Here is a 24088-nt window from a genome sequence, read left to right on the forward strand (position 1 = left end):
TGTGCTAGAAGGAGAAATCACCCCTTCGAACCAACGGCGTGGAGGAAACGATGCCCATTGATTCTCTAGGTTGGCTTGTCCGTACAGGGCTTGTCTTTGTTCTTGTCCTGTCCTTTTTGTTTGCCCTGCATCGCCTGAGAAAAGGGCGGGCCGGATGGCGGTCCCTGTGGGTGGAGCTTGAGGCGTCCCGGGGCAGGAGCATTGTCCGCCTCTCGGCGGCGGCCCTGATCTGCCTGTCGGTGAGCATTCTCATGCCCTTTGCCCGGCTGGAGACGCAGTATGCCTCGCTGGCAGCGTCCCTGCTCGGAGTGGCCTGGGTTGCCGTGGCGGCCTGGGCGCTGACCGTGGGCGTCTCGGTCACGGTTTTCGTCCTGCTCAGAAAGTACGACCTGGAGAGTCCGGACAACCTTCAGGCGAGGCGGATGCACACCCGGATCAAGGTCCTGCAACGCATCTTGGTGGTCATCATCTGGATCGCGGCCATCGCGGGGATGCTGATGCAGTTCGAGCGGTTCCGAGCCTTGGGCACCACGCTGTTGGCCTCGGCCGGAGTGCTCAGCATCGTCCTCGGCCTCTCGGCGCAGAAGACCTTCGGCGCGGTCATTGCGGGCGTGCAGATCGCCCTGTCACAGCCCATCAACCTCGACGACGTGGTCATAGTGGAAGGGGAGTGGGGCAGGATCGAGGAGATCACCTTCACCTACGTGGTGGTCAAGATATGGGACCAGCGCCGCCTGGTGCTGCCCGTCTCCTACTTTCTGGAAAAGCCCTTTCAGAACTGGACCCGGAAGACGGCGGCCATCACCGGCACCGTGTTCCTGCATGTGGACTACACCACGCCGTTGGCCCCCCTGCGCGAGGAACTCACGCGTTTATGCGAGGCGGCCGGTCCGCTTTGGGACGGCAAGACGTGCGTGCTCCAGGTCACCGAGGCCGGTCCCGAGACCATCACCCTGCGCGCCCTGGCCGGTGCGCCGGATGCGTCGAGCGCCTGGGACCTGCGGTGCATGATTCGCGAGGGGCTGATCGATTTCCTGAAGGCGAACCACCCCGAGTGCCTGCCCCGGCGGAGGCTGGTCATGGAGGGGGGCGGCCTCAGGGACGATTCCTGAAGAGCATCAACGCGACCAGGGCCGCCAGCAGCACGGTCCAGATGGCGGCGGAGCGAAAGATCGCGCTTTTGGCCCGTTCCTTGTCCCACCAGGAGAGGGGCAGGATGCCCTGGACCAGGAAGGTGACGACCCCGGCGAGATTGAGGCAGATGACGTTGGTCAGGAAGAGCAGCGCGGCCCCGCCCGCTTCCTGGTAGAGGCCCGCGCCGAGGAACAGTCCGCTGGCCGTGAGCGGCGGCAGCAGGGAGAGGGCGACCATAACTCCCACCAGCGAGGTGGGCACGCCGAGGGTAAAGGAGATGATGCCCGCGGCCCCGGAGACAATGGCCAAAATGATATCCGAATACTCGGTCACGCTCCGCGCCGCCAGTTCGCCGTTCATCTGCTCCAGCCCGAAGGCCATGCCCGCGCCTGCCGCGATCACGAAGCAGAGCAGGACGCCCACGGTCAGGGTTTTGAGCGCCTCCAGGCTGAGCTTGGAGTCAGCCAGGGTGGTGGCCAGGGAGAGTCCCACATTGGGGCCGAGAAGTGGAGCCAGGACCATGGCCCCGATGATGATGGCCACGTTGTCGCGCATCAGCCCGATGACCGCCACCAGCGAGGCGAAGATGACGAGCATGACATAGTTGGACGAGAGCAGCGTGGTGTCCAGCACGTCCGCGTAGAGTTCCTCGCGGCTGATCCGGTTGTGCGCCTTGGTCTTCTCCTCGGGAAAGGCGGCCTTGTCCTTCTCCTCCTTGCGGGAGAGGTCGTCCAGGCGGGGCAGGGTAGCCTCGGCCGGGTAGACCACGATGCGGTATTTTTCGGTCCAGGCGAAGAGCTGTTCGAGCTTGTCCAGGACATCTTCCGATTCCTGTACCTGAAGCACGATGCGAAAGGAGAGGGATTCCCCGTCGTCCAGGGGCGTGGCCCAGAAAACGTAGCCTTCATCCGGGCGTTGCGACTCCAGGGACTTGGCCACTTCCTCCTTGTCCTCGCGGGGGGTGACTATTTCTATGACGCGCAGGGCCATGCGCTGCTCCTTTTCTCTGATTGCGGTCCGAAAACAGGTGAGTGGAGGCGAGTGTAGCCTATCGGCCGGGCAAAGACCATGGGGAAAGGGCTCGAACCCGGCCCTCCCTTGCGCCAACCATTTGAATAATCCGCCGATTGCGGGTATTGAGGGGTGGTGAAAAACCGCATTCCCCATAGCGCCGACAGGCTGGCTGTCCTGCCCGAGCCCGGTTTTACCGTCGATCAGGTGGCCCGGTTGGGCGGCGATCTTTCAGGCCTCGTCCTGCTTTGTCATGAGCGTGACCGGGAGAGCCTGGCCTTGTCGGGCGCAACGCTGATCACCTACGGCGGCATGCATTTCTGCCCTTCACGCCGTGACCTGGAGGAGTTCCGTCCGCTGGCGGAGCGGTTTGACGCCTGCACCCTGGTCCACCGTTTTCCGGCCCGGAGTCCCAACCATTTTTCGACCGCGCTCAGGCTCCTCGGCTTCCGTCGGGTGGAGGAGCTCCTGCCCGACGGACAACATCGCACCTCGCCGCAGGGACCGGTTTCCGCAGGGACACCCGAGTCCCTGCTCTTCTCGTTCTGCGGCGGTATAGGTAATGCCGTGCTCGCCTCGTCCGTGGCGGCCAGCGCGGCACGACATGGGGTGCGCACCCTGTTCTGCCCGGTGGCGGACATCACCGGCACTTCCCTGGCCCCGCTGTTTGACCCGCCGCCGGAGGGCGTCACCCTGGTAGCGCCCGAGGATATCGGCACTGCGCAGGCCGAGGTCTCCCTGAACGTGGAGTGTCACGACCTGCTCGGGCCCGAAGATTTCTGCCATAACCCCTACCGTCTCGGCGCGCCGGGGCACGGGCCCGCTTTCCTGGCCGACTTCGTGCGTAACGTCACCGGACTGGACACGGACCTCTCGGCCACCTTTGTGGGCGGGCTGAACGCGTCCATTCCGGAGCGCCTGCAGGGCAGGGTGGTGGTCTGTCCCGGTTCCAAGCCGGGCTGGGATTCCAAGCGTTGGCCGCACATGAACGAGCTGCTTCGGCGGTTGGACAATCCCGTGGTACTCTGCCGGGAACCGGACCTGGAGGCGTACGGGACCCTGCCGTTTCTGGAGCCCATATCCGGGGACGACGCCGAGTTCGTCACTGATTTCGATCTGCCTCGTGTGGCGGTGCTGCTCCGTTCGGCAAAGATGGTGGTCGCCAATGACTGCGGCCTGGCCCACGTGGCCGCGGCCACGGGAACGCCGACCCTGTTCCTGTTCGGGCCGTCCTCCCTGGAGCAGAATCTCCATCCGCGCGGCAACGTCCTCAACCTGGCCCTGGACCTGGACTGCCGTCCCTGCCAGGGCAAGACGCAAGGCCCGGGGCGGCTCGCCCCCAACGACTATCACTGCGACATCGGCTTCGCCTGCCTGCGCGACCTGAGCGTGGACAAGGTGCTCGAAGCCATGGAGAGGTTGCGGCCATGACCAGCCTGCTTTCACCCGGACGGCTCATCGTCCTCATCCCGTGCTACAACTGCGAGGCGTTCATCGGCCCGTGCCTGGATTCTCTTCTGGCCCAGACCCATGCGGACTGGACCGCCGTGGTGGCGGATGACTGCTCCACGGACGGTACCCGCCAGGTCATCGAAGGCTACTCCGACCCGCGCATCGTGCCGAGCTTCGGGGCGGAGCGGCGGTACCTCATGGGCAACATCGTGGCCAACCTGCGGGCCCTGGATTTGCAGCCCTCGGACGTGGTGGCCGTGCTGGACGGCGACGACATGCTCAAGCCCGAGGCCCTGCCCGAGGTCTGGGCCGCGCACCGGGCCGGGTACGATCTGGTCTGGACAGACGAGGAACTGCTCGGGGCCGAGGGCCACTCCATCGGCGGGCCACTCAAGCCCAACCTGCCCGTGCGCAGGCAGGAGTGGTGCGTCTCCCACGTCCGTTCCTTCAAGGGCTACCTCTTCACCCTCATGGATGACGCAGACTTCCGGGACGAAGGCGGGCGCTATTTCCGCGCCGCCGGAGACCTCTCCCTCTATCTGCCCATGGCCGAGCTGGCCGGGATCGGTAAGACCCGGTTCATCGACAGACAGCTTTACGTCTACCGTGTGCACGACAACTGCAACTTCAAGGTCAAACGCCAGGAGCAGCTGGACAACAACTGGCTGATTCGCTCCCGCACGCCTTACGAGCCCCAGACCGAGTTCTTTGATGTGGTTGTGGACGCGGATGGCCTGGAGAAAGCGGCCATTCGTCCCACCGCTCAGGCATTGGAGACCCGTTACCCGGCACCTCTGACCATCTGCCTGCGTCATCGCATCGCCCGGTCCGAGGAGGATTCCTGGCGCGCCTACCACAACCTCTGGGTTGGAGGGCGAGTCTACCTCAAGAAAGAGCTGGCCTGATCCGATCGGGCCTTTCTCCCTTCTTCGCTCGTTATTGAATTCTCCCGGCCTCGGGACGGCTCGTTTCCCAACTCCCATCGTCCCCGCAATCATGTGAAATTTACGATTTTTCGGAACGGAATTGCACGCAGTTTCGGCTATGAAAACATATTGAACAAACGTTTGACATAGAGTTGGAACGGGCTTATCTAGTCGGCGTGACGATATCGAGTATCGCCACGACAAATGTCGGATGCTTATGAGGGGAGTCATGTCTAACAAAGCAAAACCATTGAGTAAAAAAGCCCAGGGCGAGGAGACTCGCGCCACGCTTATTCAGACCGGGTCGCGTTTGTTCGCGATCAACGGCTACCACGGCGTGTCCATGCGCACTCTGGCTGCGGAGGCGGGAGTCAATCTGGCCACAGTGAGCTACCATTTCGGCGGCAAGGCCGGGCTGTACGAGGCCATTCTGCGCCAGCTCATAGCTGTCCGTGACGAGTTTTTTCCGTCGGATGACGCCGTCCGGGAGCGGGCGGCCAAGTGCCCTGACAGCGTACAGGCCAAGCAGGGGCTGGTCCGTTGGTTTGTCAACGCCTTGGTCCACGGAATCCTGGGCGGCGGGGAGCATTTCTGGTCCCTGTATCTGATCACCCGGGAGCTGGCCCAGCCCTCGGAATTGTATCCCATGCTGGAAAAGCATTTCTTCGATCCTTCCTTCAACGCCCTGCACGCCCTGGTTTCAACGGTGCTGCCCGAGGAAGCCGACCATGAGGAGCGCGTCATCTGCGTTCACGGTCTCATCGGTATGATCCTCAAGTTTCTGGAAGGGCAGACCATCATTCTTCAACGACTCGGCTGGAACAATTATCAAGGGCGCGGCGTGGAAAAGGTCGCCCAAGTCCTTTCAAAACGCGCTCAAGGCTTTCTCGGCCTGCCCATGGAGGCAATATAATGAAATTTCTGATACCCGTGACTCTGCTTCTGTGCCTCCTGCTGGCATCCTGCAACGATGCGCCCAAGGACGTGGTGGTCCCTGTCCGTCCGGTCAAGACCACGGTGGTGGATTCCTCCGGCCTGGGACGGCGCTGGACTTTTTCGGGAACGGCCGAGGACGCCCTGGAGACGGATCTCTCCTTCCGGGTGGCCGGAAAGATCGTTTATTTCCCCGGCGACCAGATCGGACGCCGCTTCGCCGAGGGCGAGGTCATCGCCAAGCTTGATCCTTCGGACTTCGAGCTGGCGCTAAGGCAGGCCAGGGCCAATCTGGAGCAGGTGCGGGCCAACTACACCCGTGCCGAGGCCGACATGCGCCGCAACAGCGAACTCTTCAAGCGCAACGTCATCTCGCGTGGCGAGCTGGACCAGATCCAGGCGGACTTCAAGTCCTATGAAGCCCAGCTCTCGGCCACGTCCAAGCAGTTGGACATCTCCCGCAAGCAGCTTTCCTACACCACCCTGCACGCGCCTTTCGACGGCTGGATCGGCAGGGTGCAGACCAACATCCACCAGAATGTCAGCGCGGGCCAGCCCGTGGTCTCCTTCAGCGCGGGGCGTCAGATGAAGATGTACATCGCGGTGCCCGACACCCTCATATCCGAGGTGCACGAAGGCGATCCCGTGGAGGTCCGCTTCGACGCGCTCCCCGGCCATAACATGCACGGGAAGATCATGGAGGTCAGTGTGGATACCACCACCGGTTCCTCCTATCCGGTCAAGGTCCACCTCGAAAATGAGAAGCAGCTAGTCAAGGGCGGCATGTCGGGCTACGTCAGCTTCCTCGGCAAGGCCGAAGGCGGCCCGGTTTGCTACCTGCCCCCGGTGTCCGTGGTCGGCGAGTCCGACGGCACTCGCGCAGTCTGGGTCGTGGACACCGAGACCTCCACCGTCAAGCGCCGTTCCGTGGTGGTCGGCAAGCTCACCTCACTGGGGCTTGAGATCCTCGGCGGAGTGAAGCAGGGCGACGTGGTGGTCACCCGCGGCGTGCATCATCTCAAGGACGGGCTCAAGGTCCGCTACTCCCGAAACGGGACGGAGGGCTAACCGTGAATCTCGCCAAATGGTGCATCGAAAACAATCGCACCGCCCTGGTCCTGTTCCTGATCATCGCTCTGGGCGGGGTCATGACCTTCATCAGCATCCCCAAGGACGAGGACCCGGATTTCACCATCCGTACCGCCCTGGTGACCACGGTCTTCCCGGGCGCCCCTCCGCAGCGGGTCGAGGAGCTGGTAACGGACAAGCTCGAGGAGAGCATCCGTGAGATGAGCGAGGTCAAGGTGGTCAAGTCCCAGTCCATGTCGAACCTGTCCATCATCGAGGTGGAGTTTCTCGATTCCATCAAGAACATGACTCCCATCTGGCAGAAGCTGCGCAACAAGGTGGACGACGCCGCGCCGTCCCTGCCGCCCGAAGCGCAGACGCCCATGGTCAATGACGAGTTCGGCGATGTGTTCGGCATTCTCATCGCCATCACCGGCGACGGGTACACATACCGCGAGCTCAAGGACGCGGCGGACGACATGCGCGACCAACTGCTCAAGATCGATGGCGTGGGCAAGGTTGAGCGTTGGGGCGTTCAGGCCGAGCGCATCTATGTGGATTTTACCAACTCGCGCATGGCGGCCTCCAATATCTCTCCCTTTGCCCTGGCCCAGGTCATCGACCGCCAGAACACCATCCAGCCCTCGGGCTCCAGCAGGGTGGGCAGCGAGCGCATCGTCATCGAGCCCTCCGGCGAATTCAACTCCGTGGACGACATTTATTCCCTGGCCATCCGTCCCGAGGGTGAAAAGAGTTCGGTCCGGTTGGCCGACGTTACCAACATCACCCGGGGGTTCGCGGACCCGGCTTCGACCATGGCCCGCTACAACGGCCAGCCCTGCCTCATGCTCGCCCTGTCCATGGCCGACGGAGGCAATATCACCGAATTGGGTGAGCGCGTGACTCAGCGGCTGAACGAGCTGAGGGCGAACATGTACATCGGCCTGGACGCCGATGTGGTGGTCTTCCAGCCCGACTACGTCAATGAAGCCATCTCCAATTTCATGATCAACCTCCTCGAATCGTTTCTCTTCGTGGTGGTGGTTATCCTGGCTTTCGCCGGGCTCAGGACCGGCCTGATCGCCGGTTCCCTGGTGCCCATGGCCATGCTCGGCTGTATCGGGCTCATGCCGTATTTCAACGTGGGGCTCCAGCGCATCTCCATCGCCTCGCTGATCATTTCGTTGGGTATCCTCGTGGACAACGGCGTGGTCGTGTCCGAGGCCATCCTGGTCCGTCTGGCCTCCGGCGAGGACCGGCTCAAGGCCGTGACCCATGCCGTGAGCGAGCTGTGGATGCCGCTTCTGGCCGCGTCCCTGACCACCGTCTTCGCCTTCCTGCCCATTCCCCTGGCGGAGAAACCGGTCGGCGAATTCTGTCAATCCCTGTTCATCGTCGTCTCCCTGACCCTGATCTGCTCCTGGGGGCTGTCCATGTCCATGGTCCCCATGATGTGCTACTACGTGCTCAAGCCCAAGATCAGCATCCCGACCTATGCCGGGCGGCTTTATCGGTCCTACCGGGGCCTGCTCCTGTTCAGCCTGCGCAATCGGACCGTATTTCTGGGCGGTGTCCTGGTCATGTGCGTCGTGGCCATGTGGGCCTTCCAATTCGTGCCCAAGATGTTCTTCCCGCCCAACGAGCGCGCCCAGTTCACCATCGATTTCTGGCAGCCTTACGGCACGGACATCGCCGCTACCAAGGATAGGACGGCCAAGCTGGAGCAGTTCCTGCTGGCCGACGAGGAAGTTGTCAGCGTGGGCACCTTTGTGGGCCACGGCGGTCCGCGCTGGTACCTGCCGCTCAATCTGGAGCAGATGAACAACAACCTCGCCACCCTTATCGTCAACACCAAGGATATCCCCTCCGTGGACCGGGTCATCGAGCGGACCGAAGCAGCCCTTGAGGAACATTTTCCCGACGCGGACTGCAGCCTCAAGAAGTTGATGAACGGTCCGCCCGTGGGCGCCAAGCTCCAGATCCGCCTTTCCGGGCCGGACATCGAGACGCTGTATTCCCTGCGCGACAAGATCGCGGCCATCGTGGACGAGCAGCACGGCATCACCCGTGTTTGGGACGATTGGGGCCAGTGGACCAAGAAAATGCTGGTGGACGTGGACCAGGACAAGGCGCGCGAGGCCGGGATCACCAGTTTCGACGTGGCCGTTTCCCTTCAGACTGCCATGAGCGGTCTCCAGGCTTCCAGTTATCGCGAGGGCGACACCATCATTCCCATCATCCTGCGCAACGACGAGGGATTCCGCGAACACCTGGACAGGATCGACTCCCTGGATGTCTATGCCTATGAGACCGGCAAGTCCGTACCCCTGAGTCAGGTGGCCACCTCCCGGCTGGACTGGCAGCCCTCTGACATCCGTAGGCGCGACCAGACCCGGACCATGACCATCAAGGCCGACGTGGCCGACGGCTTCTTCGCCCTGTCCATTCTCAAGGACATCCGGCCCGAGATCGCCAAACTCATGAAGAGCCCTGACTGGCCGCTCGGCTACACCGTGGAGTACGGCGGCGAGTTCGAGAAGAGCCAGGAATCCCAGGAGGCCATCAATGCCAACATGCCCCTGGCCATGGGGCTGCTGGTCCTGGTGCTCGTCTTTCAGTTCAATTCAATCCGCCGCCCGCTCATCATCCTGCTGACGTTGCCGCCCATGATGGTCGGCATCAGCGCGGGCATGCTCGGCACCAACTCGCCCTTCGGGTTCATGCCCATGCTCGGCATGATTTCCCTGCTCGGCATCATCGTCAACAACGCCATCATGCTCATCGACCGCATCGAGATACAGCGCGGCCGGGGCATGGACATGGCCAATGCCATCGTGCTCTCGGCCATGGAGCGCGCCAGGCCCATCATCATGACCGCCACGACCACCATCATCGGCATGGTGCCGCTCTCCCTCCAGGGAGGCGAGATGTGGCGGCCCATGGCCAACCTGATCATGTCCGGCCTGGCCTTCGCCACGATCCTGACGCTGGTCCTCTGCCCGGTGCTCTATTCCCTGTTCTTCCGCCAGAGGTTCAATGATTACAAGTGGGACCCGGATGTCGTCCGGCAGGGTAGCGATATATCCGCGGCCTAGTCTGTTGCGTAAAGATCTTCCCCTCGCACCACGGTGCGAGGGGATTTTTTTTGACACGTGTGGTTAAGCCCATACGGCTGAAAGTAAGACACAGAGACGCCCATGGCGCCCCATCACAAGTTCGTCCCCCTCTCCCTTCCCGAATCAACATACTATACTGTATATAGTCGGCTCCTCGCCATGTTCGATGCGCACGTTGTATCCTGAGCGAAGAGGAAATGACGCACAGTCCTCTCCGAAGGAGAAACTCGGTTATTTCATTTGGTTATGAGAGCTTGGCTTTCGGGGCAGGACGGCAGAGGAGAGTCCCCTCAGCGAATATTACAAATAAAGCCCCCTCGCGGCCACGGGCGCGCGAGGGGGCTTTATGCTGCGAAGGCTACTTCCGTTACACGGAGCAGCGCATCATTTCGAGAGAGTTGGCCAGTTGCGGCAGGTAGGGCTCGGTAAAGAAGACGTGCTTTTCACGGGGCACGCGGGTTGGCGGCTGGTTGGCTTTGGTGCGGATGGCAACTTCGGGACCGTTGATGAACACGGTCATGGGCACGATCTCTTCTTCGGCCTCGCTGCACAGGCTTTCACGGGTCGCGGGGGTGAACACGCTTACTGCGCCGTCCGGATGAATCGCCTTGAGGCGGGTCAGGGTGGTGGTCACGCGCGTCACTTCGCCGTTCTTGTCGAAGACAAGAGAATTCTCGTCGCCGTTGACGCCCACTGCGTCCGGATCGAACGCGGTGATTACTCCGGCCGGAGTTTCCACGTGGGCCGGTTTGGCCGGTTCAACGGAGCTGACCTTGCCGTCAGGGGTGAAGCTGATGCCGATACGGACTTCCAGGAAGCCCACAGGGGTGGATACGGAAACGGTGTCGCCGGGCCAGAGGGTGACGGAGCGGAGCGCCTCGTTTTCATAGAAACTCAGGCTGATTATCCGGGCGGTTATAGACCCGATGGGAGTCTCGATGGTCACGGGTTCGGCCAGGGCGGCCTCGTCGTCCTGGCTCCAATAGCCCGAAAGTTTGCCGTTGAGCGGGAAAATTCGGTTGATGCCGCCGTTGGAGTGGAAGGTGATCAGCTCGGCGGGGATGTCGCCCACAGGGGTGGTGACGAGAGCCTGCTTTTCCAGCGGCAGGGATTTGACCGCGCCGGAGGCGTGGTAGGTAATAGGCAGGATTTCCTTCCTGCGCAGCTCGTTGTCGGTATGCTGGGGAATGAAGTTGCCGTATTTGGTGCTGATTTCTTTCATGATTGCCTCCTTGGCCTAGCGGGTTCGGGCTTTGGCGCGGCAACGTTGGTCACCGGTCAACAGGGGAAGGGCGAAGAGCAGGGCGGCAAGCAGCGAGGCAAGGCCAACGGTGCTTCCGTCGGATTTCAGGATGGACACGATGTCGTCGGCATAGGCCGAATTGGACATGAAACAGATCCAGCAGAAACTGTAGCCGAGCTTCTTGAACAGCATACTTCAGCGCCTCCTTAATTTCGCTTCGCCAGTTCGGCGAATTCCAGTGAAGTCAACGGACGTTCCAGTTCCCAGGCCAGCTTTCTTACTTCTGCGACCAGGGACGGGAGTTCTTGTGCCGGGCAATCAAGGCCGTTTTCGTCAAGGGCCTGCGCAACGGCTGCGCGCCCGCTTTTCCCGCCAACCGCGACAGTGCGGCGTGCGCCGACGGCGTCCGGGGAATAGGGCTCGAAAAGGGCCGGAGATTTGCTGAGAGCGTGGGCGTGGATGCCGGACTCACACGCAAAGATATCTTTCCCGGCAATGGGTTTTGTCCTCGGGACAGGTACCCCGGCAGCGTGAGACACCGTATGGCAGAGTTCACGAATCCCTTCAGTCTGATAACCATGGCTTTCCTCCTTGATGGCGAGATAGGCGGCAAGTTCTTCGGTGGCGGCGATGCCGGAGCGCTCTCCAATGCTCAGGACCGAGCAGTCGGCGTAATCGGCGCCCGCGGCCAGGGCGCTCACGGCGTTGCCCGTGGCCATGCCGAAGTCGTTGTGGCAGTGCACGGCCAGGTCGAGATCCAGCCGCGCGCGGAAGGTCTCAACGAGCCGGGCGGTTTCCCTGGGATTGAGCAGCCCCAGCGAGTCGGAGAGGCGGACGCGGGATGCGCCCATATCCCCGGCCAGCAGGGCCATGTTCAGGGCGAACTCCTCGTCGGCCCGTGAGATGTCTTCGAGACCTACGGAAATGTAGGGAATGCCGAGCAGGGTGGCGGTGAGCACGGTGCTCGCCAGGCGCTGGGCCAACCCTTCGCGGTCGGTGCGCAGCCTGCTGGCGATGTGGGCGTCGGAAACGGGTACGCCGATGTTCACGCGGTCCACGTTCAGGGCTGCGGCGGTGCGGATATCGGCTTCGCGGCAGGGAGACCAGACGCTGAGTCTGGTCCGGGCGGCCCGGGGTCTGATGCGCCGGATCAATTCTTCAAGTCCTTCCTGGCCAACCCAGCCCAGTTCAATCTCGTCCACGCCCAGCCTTACCAGGCCCAGGACGATCTCTTCTCTCTTATCTATAGAGAAGTAGGCTCCGAATAGCTGGGCTCCTTCCCTAAGTGTCGTATCGATCAGCATGTCGCCTCTCCGATTGGTGTTGTCTGTCGCCAATCCATTGAGCAGGAACAGTGCCAAAAGTGTTCGTTTTTATATCAAGCTGTATTTTATGAGCTTTTTGTGCCGATGTGGGTACTTCGAATCTACATACACTTTTGTAGGCTACAACAACATTGTGGCCTGTTCGCGTAGTAACCTACAATTGTGTAGGTAAATATTTTTCATTTTGTTTCCAAAATAATATAGCTATTCCGAGTGCTTAACAGTCTAGACAACGTTTGGCACGGCCTTTGCCATAGGGAGAAATCATCAACGCAAGAAAACCCCATGGAGGAGAAAAACATGCGGAAAGTAGCTATCTACGGAAAGGGCGGAATCGGAAAGTCCACTACCACTCAGAACACTGTCGCCGGTCTGGCGGAAATGGGACGTAAAGTCATGGTCGTCGGTTGCGACCCCAAGGCTGACTCCACCCGTCTTCTGCTCGGCGGCCTGGCTCAGAAGTCCGTTCTCGACACCCTTCGTGAAGAAGGCGAGGACGTGGAACTGGAAGATATCCGCAAGCCCGGTTACGGCGGCACCTGGTGTGTTGAGTCCGGTGGTCCGGAGCCCGGCGTCGGTTGTGCCGGTCGCGGCATCATCACTTCCATCAACATGCTGGAGTCCCTGGGCGCCTACGAAGAGTCCGAAGGCCTCGACTACGCCTTCTACGACGTCCTCGGCGATGTTGTCTGCGGTGGCTTCGCCATGCCGATTCGTGACGGCAAGGCCCAGGAAATCTACATCGTCTGCTCCGGCGAGATGATGGCCATGTACGCTGCCAACAACATCTGCAAGGGCATCATGAAGTACGCCGAATCCGGCGGCGTCCGTCTCGGCGGCCTCATCTGCAACTCCCGTAACACCGACCGCGAAGCCGATCTCATTACCGAGCTGGCCAGCAAGCTGGGCACCCAGATGATCTACTTCGTCCCCCGTGACAACGACGTGCAGCGCGCCGAGATCAACCGCAAGACCGTCATTGAATGGGACGGCTCCGTGCCCCAGGCCGACCAGTACCGTGGTCTCGCCAAGGCCATCGACGAGAACGAAATGTTCGTCATTCCTAACCCGCTGGAGATCGAAGACCTGGAACAGTTGCTCCTCGACTACGGCATCATGGAAGCCTAATCGGCAAATCAATTACCAATAAACCAAGCAAGATAGGAGATAGGAAAAATGATGATCATGGTTCGAGCGATTGTACGGCCCGAGAAAGCGGACGACGTTTTGGCCGCCCTGATGGACAACGGCTTTCCCGCCGTCACCAAGTACTCCGTGGCCGGTCGCGGCAAGCAGCGCGGCATCAAGATCGGTGAGGTCACTTACGATGAAATCCCCAAGACCATGCTCATGAGCGTCGTCAACGCAGCCGACAAGGACTTCGTCATCGCCACCATCATGGACGCTGCCCGCTCCGGCACCAAGGGTGCTTTCGGCGACGGCAAGATCTTCGTCACTGAAGTCGAAGACGTCTACACCATCAGCTCCGGCGTCAAGGAAACCGCCGCAGCCAGCGAGGAGGCCGCGTAATGAAGGAAGTCATCGCAGTTGTGCGCATGAACATGATGAACCAGACCAAGGCCGCTTTGACCAAGGCAGGCGTCGACGCCTTCTTCGTCCACGAAGCACAGGGCCGAGGCAAGGGGTTCGTCAATGCCGCAGTCGTCGAAGGCGCGGAGTCCGGCTACGAAGAAGCCGCCTCGGTCCTCGGTGAAAAAGGCAAGCTCTATCCCAAGCGCATGGTTACCGTCGTTGTCCCCAGCGACATGGTCGAGGACGTGGTGGAAGCCATCACCGAAGTCAACCAGACCGGCAAGCCCGGCGACGGCAAGATTTTTGTCCTCCCCATAGGTGACGCTGTCCGCGTCAGAACCTCTGAAACCGGTGAAAAGGCCATCGCCTAGGCCGTCGAAGAAGGAGAGAAAATACATGGCCAAGACGAAAAAGGTTGTGCAGTTCATGCCCACCGATATCAAGGAAGAGCTTCTCGCGAAGTATCCTCCGAAGGTGGCGAGAAAGCGCGCCAAGCAGATAATGATCAACGAAGCCACGGAAAGCGAGGCGCCGCCGGAAATTCTGGCCAACGTCCGCACCATCCCCGGCATCATCACCATGCGCGGTTGCACCTACGCGGGCTGCAAGGGCGTTATCATGGGCCCCACCCGCGACATCGTGAACATCACCCACGGCCCCATCGGCTGCGGATTCTACTCCTGGCTTACCCGCCGCAACCAGACCGACGCCGGCGAAGACGGTGAGAACTACATGCCCTACTGTTTCTCCACGGACATGCAGGACTCCGACATCATCTTCGGCGGTGAGAAGAAGCTCGCGGCCGCCATCCAGGAAGCCTACGACCTCTTCCACCCCAAGGGCATCTGCGTCTTCGCAACCTGCCCGGTGGGTCTCATCGGTGATGACATTCACGCCGTGTGCAAGAAGAAAAAGGCCGAGTTCGGCGACTGCAACGTCTTCGCCTTCTCCTGTGAAGGCTACAAGGGCGTGTCCCAGTCCGCCGGTCACCACATCGCCAACAACCAGGTCTTCACCCACCTCGTGGGCGAAAACACCGAGCCCCGCACTGAGGAATACAAGATCAACCTCCTCGGCGAGTACAACATCGGCGGTGACGGTTTCGAGATCGACCGCATCCTCAAGAAGTGCGGCATCACCAACCTCGCCACCTTCTCCGGCAACTCCTCTTACGATCAGTTCGCCTCCGCCCAGCACGCCGACCTGAGCTGCGTCATGTGCCACCGTTCCATCAACTACGTGGCCGACATGCTCGAGACCAAGTACGGCATCCCGTGGATCAAGGTGAACTTCATCGGCGCCGCTTCCACCGCCAAGTCCCTGCGCAAGATCGGCCAGTACTTCGGCGACAAGAAGCTCATCGACCGCATCGAGGAAGTCATCGCCGAGGAAATGCCGGAAGTTGAGGCTGTTGCCGCCGACGTGCGTCCGCGCACCGAAGGCAAGACCGCCATGCTGTTCGTCGGTGGTTCCCGCGCTCACCACTATCAGGACCTCTTCTCCGAAATGGGCATGAAGACCCTGTCCGCCGGTTACGAGTTCGCTCACCGCGACGACTACGAAGGCCGCCAGGTCATCCCGAACCTGACCGTCGACGCCGACTCCCGCAACATTGAGGAAATCGATGTCGAGGCCGATCCGGAACTCTACTCCCCGCGCAAGAAGCCCGAGGAGATCAAGGCCCTGGAAGACGCCGGTTACCAGTTCAAGCACTACGAGGGCATGAACGACCAGATGGACAAGGGCACCATCATCATCGATGACCTCAACCAGTACGAGGCCGAGAAGCTGGTGGAACTGCTCAAGCCGGACATCTTCTGCGCCGGTATCAAGGAGAAGTTCTCCATCCAGAAGTCCGGCGTTCCCATGAAGCAGCTGCACAGCTACGACTCCGGCGGCCCCTATGCCGGGTTCAAGGGCGCGATCAACTTCTACAAGGAAATCGACCGCCTCGTGAACTCCAAGGTGTGGTCCTACATGAAGGCCCCCTGGCAGGAAAACCCCGAACTGACCGGCACGTTCGTGTGGGAATAAACTAGGGAGATATAAGATAATGTTACTCAGACATACCCCCACTGAAGTCAAGGAGCGCAAGGCGCTCATGATCAACCCGGCCAAGACGTGCCAGCCCATCGGCGCCATGTACGCGGCCCTCGGTATCCACGGATGCCTGCCGCACTCCCACGGCTCCCAGGGCTGCTGCGCCTACCACCGGTCCGCGCTGACCCGCCACTACAAGGAGCCCATCTCCGCGGCGACCAGCTCGTTCACTGAAGGCGCTTCCGTCTTCGGCGGCCAGGCCAACCTGCTGCAGGCCATCAACAACATCTTCACGGTCTACGACCCGGAAGTGATCGCCGTGCACACCACCTGCCTGTCCGAGACCATCGGCGACGATCTGCCCCAGATCTTCGACAAGGCCATCAAGACCGGCAAGGTGCCCGAGGGCAAGACCGTTCTCGGTTGCCCCACTCCGAGCTACGTCGGCTCCCACGTCACCGGGTTCTCCAACATGGTCAAGGCCATGGCCCAGCTGGCCGAGCCCTCCGGCAAGAAGTCCGGCAAGGTCAACGTCATCCCCGGTTGGGTCGAGCCCTGCGACATGGCCGAGATCAAGCGCCTGGCCGGACTGGTCGGCGTGGACATCACCCTGTTCCCGGACACCTCCGGCGTCCTCGACGCCCCCCTGACCGGCGAATACAAGATGTTCCCCGACGGCGGCGTGACCATTCCGGAGCTCAAGGCCTGCGGCGACGCCGTCGGCACCCTGGCCCTCGGTGAATGGTGTTCCGCCGACGCAGCCCGCTGGCTCGACTCCAAGTGCAAGGTACCTTGCTCCGTCCTGGACATGCCCTTCGGTCTCGCTGCCACCGACCGCTTCATCGACGTGCTGCGCACCGTGGCCGGTGTCTCCGTGCCCGACTCGGTCGCCGTCGAACGCGGCCAGCTCGTGGACATGATCTCCGACATGCACCAGTACTTCTACGGCAAGCGCGTGGCCCTCTACGGCGATCCGGACCAGCTCATCTCCATGGTCGAGTTCCTGCTCACCCTGGACATGATCCCCGCCTACGTCGTCACCGGCACCCCGGGCAAGAAGTTCGAGCGCCGCATCAAGGAGCTGTGCGCGGACAAGCCCTTCGAGGTGAAGGTCAAGGCCAAGGGCGACATGTTCCTGATGCACCAGTGGATCAAGAACGAGCCTGTGGACCTGCTTATCGGCAATACTTACGGCAAGTACATCTCCCGCGACGAGGACATCCCGCTTCTGCGGTGGGGCTTCCCCATCCTTGATCGCCAGGGTCATCAGTACTTCCCGACAGTTGGCTACAAGGGCGGCCTCCGGTTGCTCGAAAAGATGTTGACGCTGTTCCTCGATCGCAAGGACCGCGACGATTCTGAACAGACTTTCGAGCTCGTCCTGTAGTTACCCCTCCCCCGGGGTGGAGACCTTCCCCCTCCATCCCGGGGTCAACCTCAACCCTAGAAGGCAGCCATCCATGACTACCCCTCTTTCCGAATACGCCTCGCATCCCTGCTTCGGGATGGCTTCCCGTCAGACCGTGGGCAGGCTGCATCTGCCCGTGGCTCCTCGCGCCAACGCCATGATTCGGTTCGGCAACGGCAAGGCCCAGTCCGAGCCTGCCATGATGCCCGAGGAGGCTGTCGGCTGGATGGAACAGACCCTGGGGGAAGGCGTCGAAGTGGGCATTGTGGGCATCTCCGGCCCCGGCGACCCCATGGCCGTGCCCGAGCCGACCATCCGCACGCTGCGCATGGTGCGCGACAAGCACCCCGATATTTCCCTGTGCCTGACCACCATCGGTCTGGGCGCCGATCTTTACGCTCCCGAGCTGGCCGAACTGGGCGTGTCCCATGTCACCCTGCTGGTTGACGCCGTCACCCCGGCCGTGGCCGAGACGCTCTACGCCTGGATTCGTCCCGGCAGGAAGACCGTGCCTCTGGGCGACTCCGCCAAGGTGCTCGTCGAGGAACAGGCCAAAGCTGTGGCCGCGTTCAAGCAGGCCGGCATCACCGTCAAGATCAACACCACCGTCTACCCCGGCTACAACGCCGATCATGTGGAGGATATCGCCTCCGCCATGGCCGGGCTGGGCGCCGACATCATGGCCGTTGTGCCTTACTGGCCCGGCGAAGATGAGGATGAATTTCCCGCCAAGCCCGACATGGAGCTGCTCGCCGAGGTTCGCGACAAGGCCGCCCGGCACATCAGCCTCATGCCCGCCTGGGAAGAGTGCGGCGAAGGTTTGGTCGGTCGCAAGACGCCCGACGCGAAGGAGGCCGCGACCATGGCCCTGCCCAAGCCGACCAAGGACCGCCCCAATGTTGCCGCGGTCAGCTCCAACGGCATGGACGTCGACCTGCACTTGGGCCACGCCGTCAAGATTCTCGTCTACGGCCCCCGCGAGGACGGGCTCAACTGCCTGCTGGAGACGCGCGAGGCCCCTGAACCCGGTTCCGGCTCCTCCCGCTGGGAAACGCTGGCGGAGCTGCTGTCCGACTGCTTTGTCCTGCTGACGGCCAGCGCGGGCCAGAATCCCCGTGAAATTTTGAGCCGCAGTGGTCTGAACGTAATGATCACCGACGGCGAGATATCCTCTACCGTGGACGTCCTCTACGGTGGCGGCAGGAAAGGCAAAAAGTGCAAGAAGTAGAGCAACAAATCACAAGAGGAGAACGAGACAATGGCTACACCCGGTAAAATGATCATCTGCTGTCAGTCCTTCCGCGCCGCGGGAGATCCCAAGGGCATCTGTCACAAGCAGACCGACGGCTTTCTGCAGTACATCGAGGAAGAAATTCTGGATCGCGGTCTGGACGCACTGGTCGTGGCCACCACCTGCCTGAAGCAGTGTGAGAGCGGCCCCATCATGGTTATCCAGCCCGATAACTACTGGTACAAGGGCGTGGATTCCGAAGAAGCCATCGACGAGATTCTGGACGCCCTGGAAGAAGGCGAACAGTGCGCGGATTACGCGCTCTAGAGAGTTGAGAGAGTCCGATGCCTGATGCCGTCGTCACCCGCCTCGCCTCGCACGCGGACCCTGCCGGTCCCGCAGGACCTTCCTTAGTGGAAGGGCACCTGAGCGGTCCGGAAATGCTGAACAATGGTCGGGGACGCCTCCTGGCCGCCAGCGGGATCGCAATCGGCGTGTGCGTGGAGCGGTTGACGATGTTTACGGCAAAAGGCGGTCCCGCCGTTCTCGCCGAGGGCGGTAACGCCCGGAAAGGGCGGCGGGACCAGGGCATTGGAATGGGAATACGGCTTGCCGCCGGGAGCGCCGTGAGGGTGGCGCATCCCCATGCGGACCCAGCCCGGGGGACGGCCCGGGAACATTGTTCGAGAAACCTGCATTAACCGGCTAACGCTTCCAACTCATCAGGGGAAGAAAAATGAGTACGACCATACTTGAAGAAAGAAAGGATCAGATCCACCGGACCGGCGAAGGCGCCATCGACATCGCCTGCAACCGCGAGTCCCTGGCGGGCGCGGTCAGCCAGAGGGCCTGTGTCTTCTGCGGCTCCCGCGTGGTCCTGTATCCCATCGCCGACGCCCTGCACCTGGTGCACGGCCCCATCGGCTGCGCCGTCTACACCTGGGACATCCGGGGCTCGCTCTCCAGCGGACCGGAAATCCACAGGCTCTCCTTTTCCACCGACCTCCAGGAGACCGACGTCATCTTCGGCGGCGAGAAGAAGCTCGAAGCCGCGTTGGACGAGCTCATCGACCGGCACGATCCCGAGGCGGCATTCGTCTACTCCACCTGCATCGTGGGCCTGATCGGCGACGACCTGGAGGCCGTCTGCCGCAAGATGTCCGAGAAGAAGGGTATCCCGGTGCTGCCGGTCATGTCCGAAGGATTCAAGGGCAGCAAGCGGGCCGGCTACGAGGCCGCGTGCAACGCCATGTTCCGTCTGATCGGCACGGGCTCCACTGAAGACATTTCTCCTGTTTCCGTCAACATCTTCGGTGACTTCAACCTCGCCGGAGAGATCTGGATCATCCGCGAGTATTTCGAGAAGATGGGCGTTCAGGTCGTGGCCAACGTCACTGGCGATGGCCGCGTCAACGACATCGCTCGTTGTCACGGCGCAGGTCTGAACCTGGTCCAGTGCTCCGGCGCCACCCTGCATCTCGCCCAGCTGATGGAAGACAAGTTCGGCATTCCCTTCGAGCGGGTCTCCTACCTCGGCATCGAGGACATGGCCGACTCCCTGTACAAGGTCGCCGACTTCTTCAAGGACAAGGACCCGGGCATCGTGGAGCGGACCCAGAAGCTGGTCAAGGAGGAGCTGGAAAAGCTCATCCCGGAGCTGGCCCGGTACCGCCGCGACCTGGAAGGCAAGAAGGTCGCCATGTACGTGGGCGGTTCGTTCAAGGCTTTCTCCCTGGTCAAGGCTTTTCGTCACCTCGGCATGCAGGTCGTCCTGGTCGGCTCCCAGACCGGCACCAAGGAAGACTACGCCGAGCTGGCCCAGATCACCGATCCCGGCACGGTCATCATCGACGACGCCAACCCTCTGGAACTCTCCCACTTCATCAAGGAGTTGGACGTGGACGTGTTCGTGGGCGGGGTCAAGGAACGGCCCATCGCCTTCAAGCTCGGCGTGGGATTCTGCGACCACAACCATGAGCGCAAGGAGGCCCTGGAAGGCTTCAAGGGCATGCTCAACTTCGCCCGCGAGATCCATTCCTCGGCCATGTCCCCGGTCTGGCAGTTCGCGCCCCGCCGCGCGAGCCGCATCGCCGCAGCCAAGAAGGAGGCCGTCAATGAGTAACAAGACCAAGACCACCGCACGTCCGAATTACGTTTCGACCACCAACGCCTGCAAGCTGTGTACGCCGCTGGGCGCCTCCCTGGCCTTCCGCGGCGTGGAGGGAGCCATTCCGTTCCTGCACGGCTCCCAGGGCTGCGCAACCTACATGCGCCGCTACATCATCTCGCATTTCCGCGAGCCTGTGGACATCGCCTCTTCTGCTCTGGGTGAAAAGAACGCCATTTACGGCGGCGGCCCGAACCTGAAGAAGGGCATCCTCAATGTCATGAAGAAGTACGAGCCGGCTCTCGTGGGCGTGGCCACCACCTGCCTGACCGAGACCATCGGCGACGACGTCCCCATGAACATCAAGGAGTTCCGCGCGGAATTCGGCGAGGACCTCGACCTGCCCGAGCTGGTGCAGGTGTCCACCCCCAGCTACAACGGCACCCACACCGACGGCTGGCACGGCGCGGTCCGCTCCCTGGTCGAGCAGCTCTGCACCACCAAGGCGGACGCCGCCCATCGGGTGAATATCCTGCCCAACATGATTTCCTGTGAGGACGTCCGGCACCTGAAGGACATCTGCCGCGACTTCGGCATCGATGCCACCATCCTGCCCGACATCTCTGAGACCCTGGATGGCCCGTCCCTGGAAGACTACGTCAAGATTCCCTCCGGCGGCACGCCTATCGAGGGCATCAAGACCATGTCCGGCTCCAAGGGAACCATCGAATTCGGCCGATGCCTGCCCAAGGAAACGGGCGGCTCGTCCCTGGAAGCCGCTTTCGGTGTGAAGAACCACCGCATCGGCCTGCCCATGGGGCTGAGGGAATCCGACCGGCTCTTCGAGGCCCTGGAAGATATCTCCGGCACCCCCATGCCCCGGCGCTACGAGCTGGAGCGGGGTCGCCTGGTGGACGCCTACGTGGACGGCCACAAGTACATTTTCGGCAAGCGCGCAGTGGTTTACGGCGAGGAGGACCTCGTTGTCGGCCTGTGCGCCTTCCTGGCCGAGATCGGCGTGGACGTGGTCCTGGCCGGCACCGGCGCGCGCAACAAGGGGCTGGATGAAGCTATCGCCGCCGTTACCAACGGCGTTGCCCGCATTGCTCCGGAAGTGCGCGAGGGCGTGGACTTCCATGACATCGCGGCCGAGGCCGAGACCCTGGCACCGGACATCCTCATCGGCCACTCCAAGGGTTACCGCTACGCAAAGGCGTGGGGCGTGCCGCTCGTTCGCGTCGGTTTCCCCATCCACGACCGCTTCGGCGGCCAGCGCACCCGGCACATCGGGTACGGCGGAACGCTGAACCTGTTCGACCGCGTGGTCAACGCCTTTATCGAAAAGAAGCAGGCCGATTCCTCCATCGGCTACGGATACATCTAGGATTCAACTCGACGCTGAGACGAAAGATAAGGAGAGCAGTCATGACCAAGAAGGATACCACCAAGCACCCCTGTTTCAACAAGGCGGAAGCCGGTTCCTGTGGCCGCGTACACCTGCCGGTGGCGCCCAAGTGCAACATCCAGTGCAACTACTGCAACCGCAAGTACGACTGCGTGAACGAATCCCGGCCCGGCGTGACCAGCGGCGTTCTCAAGCCGTTCCAGGCCGCCGAGTACATGGACAAGGTCCTTGAGAAGGAGCCTCGCATCACCGTGGCAGGCATCGCCGGTCCCGGCGATCCCTTTGCCAACCCGGCCGAGACGCTGGAAACCATGCGCCTGCTTAACAAGAAGCACCCCCATCTCCTGTTCTGTCTGTCCAGCAACGGCATGGGCATCCTGCCCTACCTGGACGACATCGCCGAGCTGGGCGTGTCTCACGTGACCATCACCATCTCTGCCGTGGATCCCAAGATCGGCGCCAAGATCTACTCCTGGGTCAAGGACGGCAAGGTCGTCTACCGGGGCGAGCAGGGTGCCAAGATTCTCCTGGAGCGCCAGTTGGCCGCCATCAAGGGCCTCAAGGAGCGGGGCATCACGGTCAAGATCAATTCCATCGTCATCCCCGGCATCAACGACGACCACATCGTCGAGGTCGCCAAGGTCTGCTCCGAGCTGGGCGCGGACATTCAGAACATGATCCCGCTCAAGCCGACGCAGGACACACCCTTTGCCGAGCTGCCCGAGCCCGGCAGGGAGACCGTGCTGCCTCTGCGCAAGGAAGCGGGCGAATACATCGAGCAGATGACCCACTGCAAGCGTTGCCGCGCCGATGCGGTCGGCCTGCTGAGCGACGACCAGTCCGTGGCCCTGTGCGGGACCCTCCAGGCGTGCTCCAAGCTCAAGCCTCTGGAAGTCGAGATGGCCAAGCCTTACGTGGCCGTGGCCACCCGTGAGGGCATGCTCGTCAACCAGCATCTGGGCGAGGCCAAGTCCTTCCAGATCTGGGGCGAGGCCGAGACCGGCGGCTTCCGCATGGTCGAGGAGCGGCCCGCACCGCAGGCCGGTTGCGGTCCCCAGCGCTGGTCCGAACTGGCCAAGACCCTGCATGACTGTCGCGCCGTGCTCTGCGCGGCCATGGGCGAGACTCCCAAGATGCTGCTCGAAGAGCACGGCATCCAGGGACACGTGGTGGACGGCTTCATCGAGGATGCACTCCGGTTCGTCTTCGAGGGTGGCGACATCAACGCGCTCAAGGTTCGCAGGAGCGGCATCGGTTCCGCTGGTTGCGCCGGTGGCGGCGGGGGATGTGGCTAGATCGAATTGCCGAATAACTGAGAACAGGTCAAACCCGGAGCGTATGTTTCAGTGCGTGCGGGTTTGACTTTTTTTTCCGGGCCGCTTTGCCCGTTTTCGGGAGATGCGGTGTCGGGTCCATGGGTTCGTTAACCTTCAACGGAGAAGATAATATGAACAAGGCTACGTTGGAAAAAGTGTTCGAGTACGCATCCAAGCCGGTGCAGGGGACCATGTCCCGCAAACTGCGCAAGGACATCAAGATTCAGGTCAACGAAGGTGAAGTGTACGCGGACGCCACCCTGTTCCTCGGTGAGGAATTCGTCCGCGTCACCTGTGTGGCGGACGGCGCTTCCGTCAATACCTACTATGACTGGGAAAGGATCGCCTCTGTGCGGACCATCGGCCCCGTTGAATAGCACTCACTGAAACGCGCAAAGAGCGAGGCCCGCATCGATGTTCGATGCGGGCCTCTTTTTCCGGTTGCTCTTATCAGTAGTGACGCCATGCGCCTGGGGCTTCCCTGTAATACTGGTCCATGTATTCGCTGATCCCAATGCGCACTTCGTTGTCGGTTTCGGTGCGGATGACGTTCAGGGCTGGATCAAGCCCCACGTCCAAGGCTATGTTTTTCAAGTGGTGCTGGACCTGGTCCGCCCGCAGTTGCAGGGCTTCATCCTCATGGAAACGGTCCCTGGGGAACCGTGCCGCAGTGATGTAGGTCATGGCTCCTCCTTTGGGTTGCACCTTGCTTTCAGTTTCAATGAACAGATATGCATATATTATAATCATGAATGGTGTGTTGGCAAGGACCAGACGGGCGCTCTTTCCGTGGCGGAGCGCAAAGAGAGAGGCCCGCATCGGGGAATGCGGGCCTCTCTC

22 protein-coding genes are annotated in these 24088 nt (G+C 61.7%); 17 read left to right on the plus strand and 5 right to left on the minus strand.

Translation table 11 applies throughout. The features are described 5' to 3' along the window. Positions 1 to 50: 50 nt before the first annotated feature. A complete protein-coding gene (locus tag GM415_RS09340; RefSeq protein ID WP_158947541.1) occupies positions 51 to 1112 on the plus strand; it encodes a mechanosensitive ion channel family protein in 1062 nt (353 codons plus the stop codon). On the opposite strand, the gene GM415_RS09345 is transcribed toward GM415_RS09340, so the two are convergent. Next, positions 1096 to 2124, minus strand: a complete 1029-nt coding sequence (locus GM415_RS09345; protein WP_158947542.1) for a TIGR00341 family protein — start codon at positions 2122 to 2124, stop codon at positions 1096 to 1098. The two genes, GM415_RS09340 and GM415_RS09345, sit on opposite strands and share 17 nt — an antisense overlap. A gap of 156 nt (positions 2125 to 2280) precedes the next feature. Here GM415_RS09345 and GM415_RS09350 point away from each other — a divergent pair, with 156 nt between their 5' ends. The 5 genes from GM415_RS09350 to GM415_RS09370 all read left to right on the plus strand — a co-directional run bounded on the left by GM415_RS09350 (position 2281) and on the right by GM415_RS09370 (position 9619). Further along, positions 2281 to 3576, plus strand: a complete 1296-nt coding sequence (locus tag GM415_RS09350; RefSeq protein WP_158947543.1) for a glycosyltransferase family 9 protein — start codon at positions 2281 to 2283, stop codon at positions 3574 to 3576. Then, positions 3573 to 4502: a glycosyltransferase family 2 protein gene (locus GM415_RS09355; protein WP_158947544.1), complete on the plus strand. Its 930-nt coding sequence runs from the start codon at positions 3573 to 3575 to the stop codon at positions 4500 to 4502. Before GM415_RS09350 ends, GM415_RS09355 begins: the two co-directional genes overlap by 4 nt. A gap of 250 nt (positions 4503 to 4752) precedes the next feature. After that, positions 4753 to 5436: a CerR family C-terminal domain-containing protein gene (locus GM415_RS09360; protein ID WP_242012218.1), complete on the plus strand. Its 684-nt coding sequence runs from the start codon at positions 4753 to 4755 to the stop codon at positions 5434 to 5436. Continuing rightward, entirely contained in the window at positions 5436 to 6524 is a 1089-nt protein-coding gene (locus GM415_RS09365; protein WP_158947546.1) for an efflux RND transporter periplasmic adaptor subunit, read from the plus strand. Before GM415_RS09360 ends, GM415_RS09365 begins: the two co-directional genes overlap by 1 nt. Positions 6525 to 6526: 2 nt before the next feature. Then, on the plus strand, positions 6527 to 9619 hold the full coding sequence (locus GM415_RS09370; protein ID WP_158947547.1) for an efflux RND transporter permease subunit: 3093 nt from the start codon (positions 6527 to 6529) through the stop codon (positions 9617 to 9619). Positions 9620 to 10007: 388 nt separating this feature from the next. Here GM415_RS09370 and GM415_RS09375 read toward each other — a convergent pair whose 3' ends face one another. Genes GM415_RS09375 through GM415_RS09385 form a run of 3 tightly spaced genes read right to left on the minus strand, consistent with a single transcriptional unit; the run spans position 10008 to position 12187 of the window. Further along, the gene (locus GM415_RS09375; RefSeq protein ID WP_158947548.1) at positions 10008 to 10862 is read right to left on the minus strand and encodes a hypothetical protein; all 855 of its coding nucleotides are present in this window, start codon (positions 10860 to 10862) and stop codon (positions 10008 to 10010) included. A gap of 15 nt (positions 10863 to 10877) precedes the next feature. Continuing rightward, on the minus strand, positions 10878 to 11075 hold the full coding sequence (locus GM415_RS09380) for a hypothetical protein (protein WP_158947549.1): 198 nt from the start codon (positions 11073 to 11075) through the stop codon (positions 10878 to 10880). Positions 11076 to 11089: 14 nt separating this feature from the next. Further along, positions 11090 to 12187, minus strand: a complete 1098-nt coding sequence (locus GM415_RS09385) for a LeuA family protein (protein ID WP_158947550.1) — start codon at positions 12185 to 12187, stop codon at positions 11090 to 11092. A gap of 321 nt (positions 12188 to 12508) precedes the next feature. On the opposite strand from GM415_RS09385, the gene nifH reads away from it, so the two are divergent. From nifH to GM415_RS09440, 11 genes are all read left to right on the plus strand, one after another. Continuing rightward, positions 12509 to 13336, plus strand: a complete 828-nt coding sequence (gene nifH, locus GM415_RS09390) for a nitrogenase iron protein (protein WP_158947551.1) — start codon at positions 12509 to 12511, stop codon at positions 13334 to 13336. 48 nt (positions 13337 to 13384) lie between these two features. Continuing rightward, complete coding sequence (locus GM415_RS09395; RefSeq protein ID WP_158947552.1) at positions 13385 to 13738, plus strand: P-II family nitrogen regulator; 354 nt, start codon at positions 13385 to 13387, stop codon at positions 13736 to 13738. After that, on the plus strand, positions 13738 to 14112 hold the full coding sequence (locus GM415_RS09400; protein WP_158947553.1) for a P-II family nitrogen regulator: 375 nt from the start codon (positions 13738 to 13740) through the stop codon (positions 14110 to 14112). Before GM415_RS09395 ends, GM415_RS09400 begins: the two co-directional genes overlap by 1 nt. Before the next feature lie 25 nt (positions 14113 to 14137). Beyond that, positions 14138 to 15775, plus strand: a complete 1638-nt coding sequence (gene nifD, locus GM415_RS09405; RefSeq protein ID WP_158947554.1) for a nitrogenase molybdenum-iron protein alpha chain — start codon at positions 14138 to 14140, stop codon at positions 15773 to 15775. 19 nt (positions 15776 to 15794) lie between these two features. Beyond that, complete coding sequence (gene nifK, locus GM415_RS09410) at positions 15795 to 17168, plus strand: nitrogenase molybdenum-iron protein subunit beta (RefSeq protein ID WP_158947555.1); 1374 nt, start codon at positions 15795 to 15797, stop codon at positions 17166 to 17168. 73 nt (positions 17169 to 17241) lie between these two features. Next, entirely contained in the window at positions 17242 to 18417 is a 1176-nt protein-coding gene (locus tag GM415_RS09415) for a radical SAM protein (protein ID WP_158947556.1), read from the plus strand. Between the two features lie 30 nt (positions 18418 to 18447). Then, complete coding sequence (locus GM415_RS09420) at positions 18448 to 18747, plus strand: (2Fe-2S) ferredoxin domain-containing protein (RefSeq protein ID WP_158947557.1); 300 nt, start codon at positions 18448 to 18450, stop codon at positions 18745 to 18747. Positions 18748 to 19156: 409 nt separating this feature from the next. Further along, entirely contained in the window at positions 19157 to 20542 is a 1386-nt protein-coding gene (gene nifE / locus GM415_RS09425) for a nitrogenase iron-molybdenum cofactor biosynthesis protein NifE (RefSeq protein WP_158947558.1), read from the plus strand. After that, positions 20535 to 21911: a nitrogenase component 1 gene (locus GM415_RS09430; RefSeq protein WP_158947559.1), complete on the plus strand. Its 1377-nt coding sequence runs from the start codon at positions 20535 to 20537 to the stop codon at positions 21909 to 21911. The genes nifE and GM415_RS09430 overlap by 8 nt, the downstream gene beginning before the upstream one ends. Positions 21912 to 21952: 41 nt before the next feature. Beyond that, on the plus strand, positions 21953 to 23227 hold the full coding sequence (locus GM415_RS09435) for a radical SAM protein (RefSeq protein ID WP_158947560.1): 1275 nt from the start codon (positions 21953 to 21955) through the stop codon (positions 23225 to 23227). Between the two features lie 152 nt (positions 23228 to 23379). Next, positions 23380 to 23625: a hypothetical protein gene (locus GM415_RS09440; RefSeq protein WP_158947561.1), complete on the plus strand. Its 246-nt coding sequence runs from the start codon at positions 23380 to 23382 to the stop codon at positions 23623 to 23625. 73 nt (positions 23626 to 23698) lie between these two features. Here the strand turns inward: GM415_RS09440 and GM415_RS09445 are convergent, their stop codons facing one another. Continuing rightward, positions 23699 to 23932 (minus strand): hypothetical protein, encoded by a 234-nt coding sequence (locus GM415_RS09445; protein WP_158947562.1) that lies wholly within the window; start codon positions 23930 to 23932, stop codon positions 23699 to 23701. Positions 23933 to 24088: the final 156 nt, after the last annotated feature.

It is taken from the genome of Pseudodesulfovibrio cashew (assembly GCF_009762795.1).
Classification (GTDB): Bacteria; Desulfobacterota; Desulfovibrionia; order Desulfovibrionales; family Desulfovibrionaceae; genus Pseudodesulfovibrio; species Pseudodesulfovibrio cashew.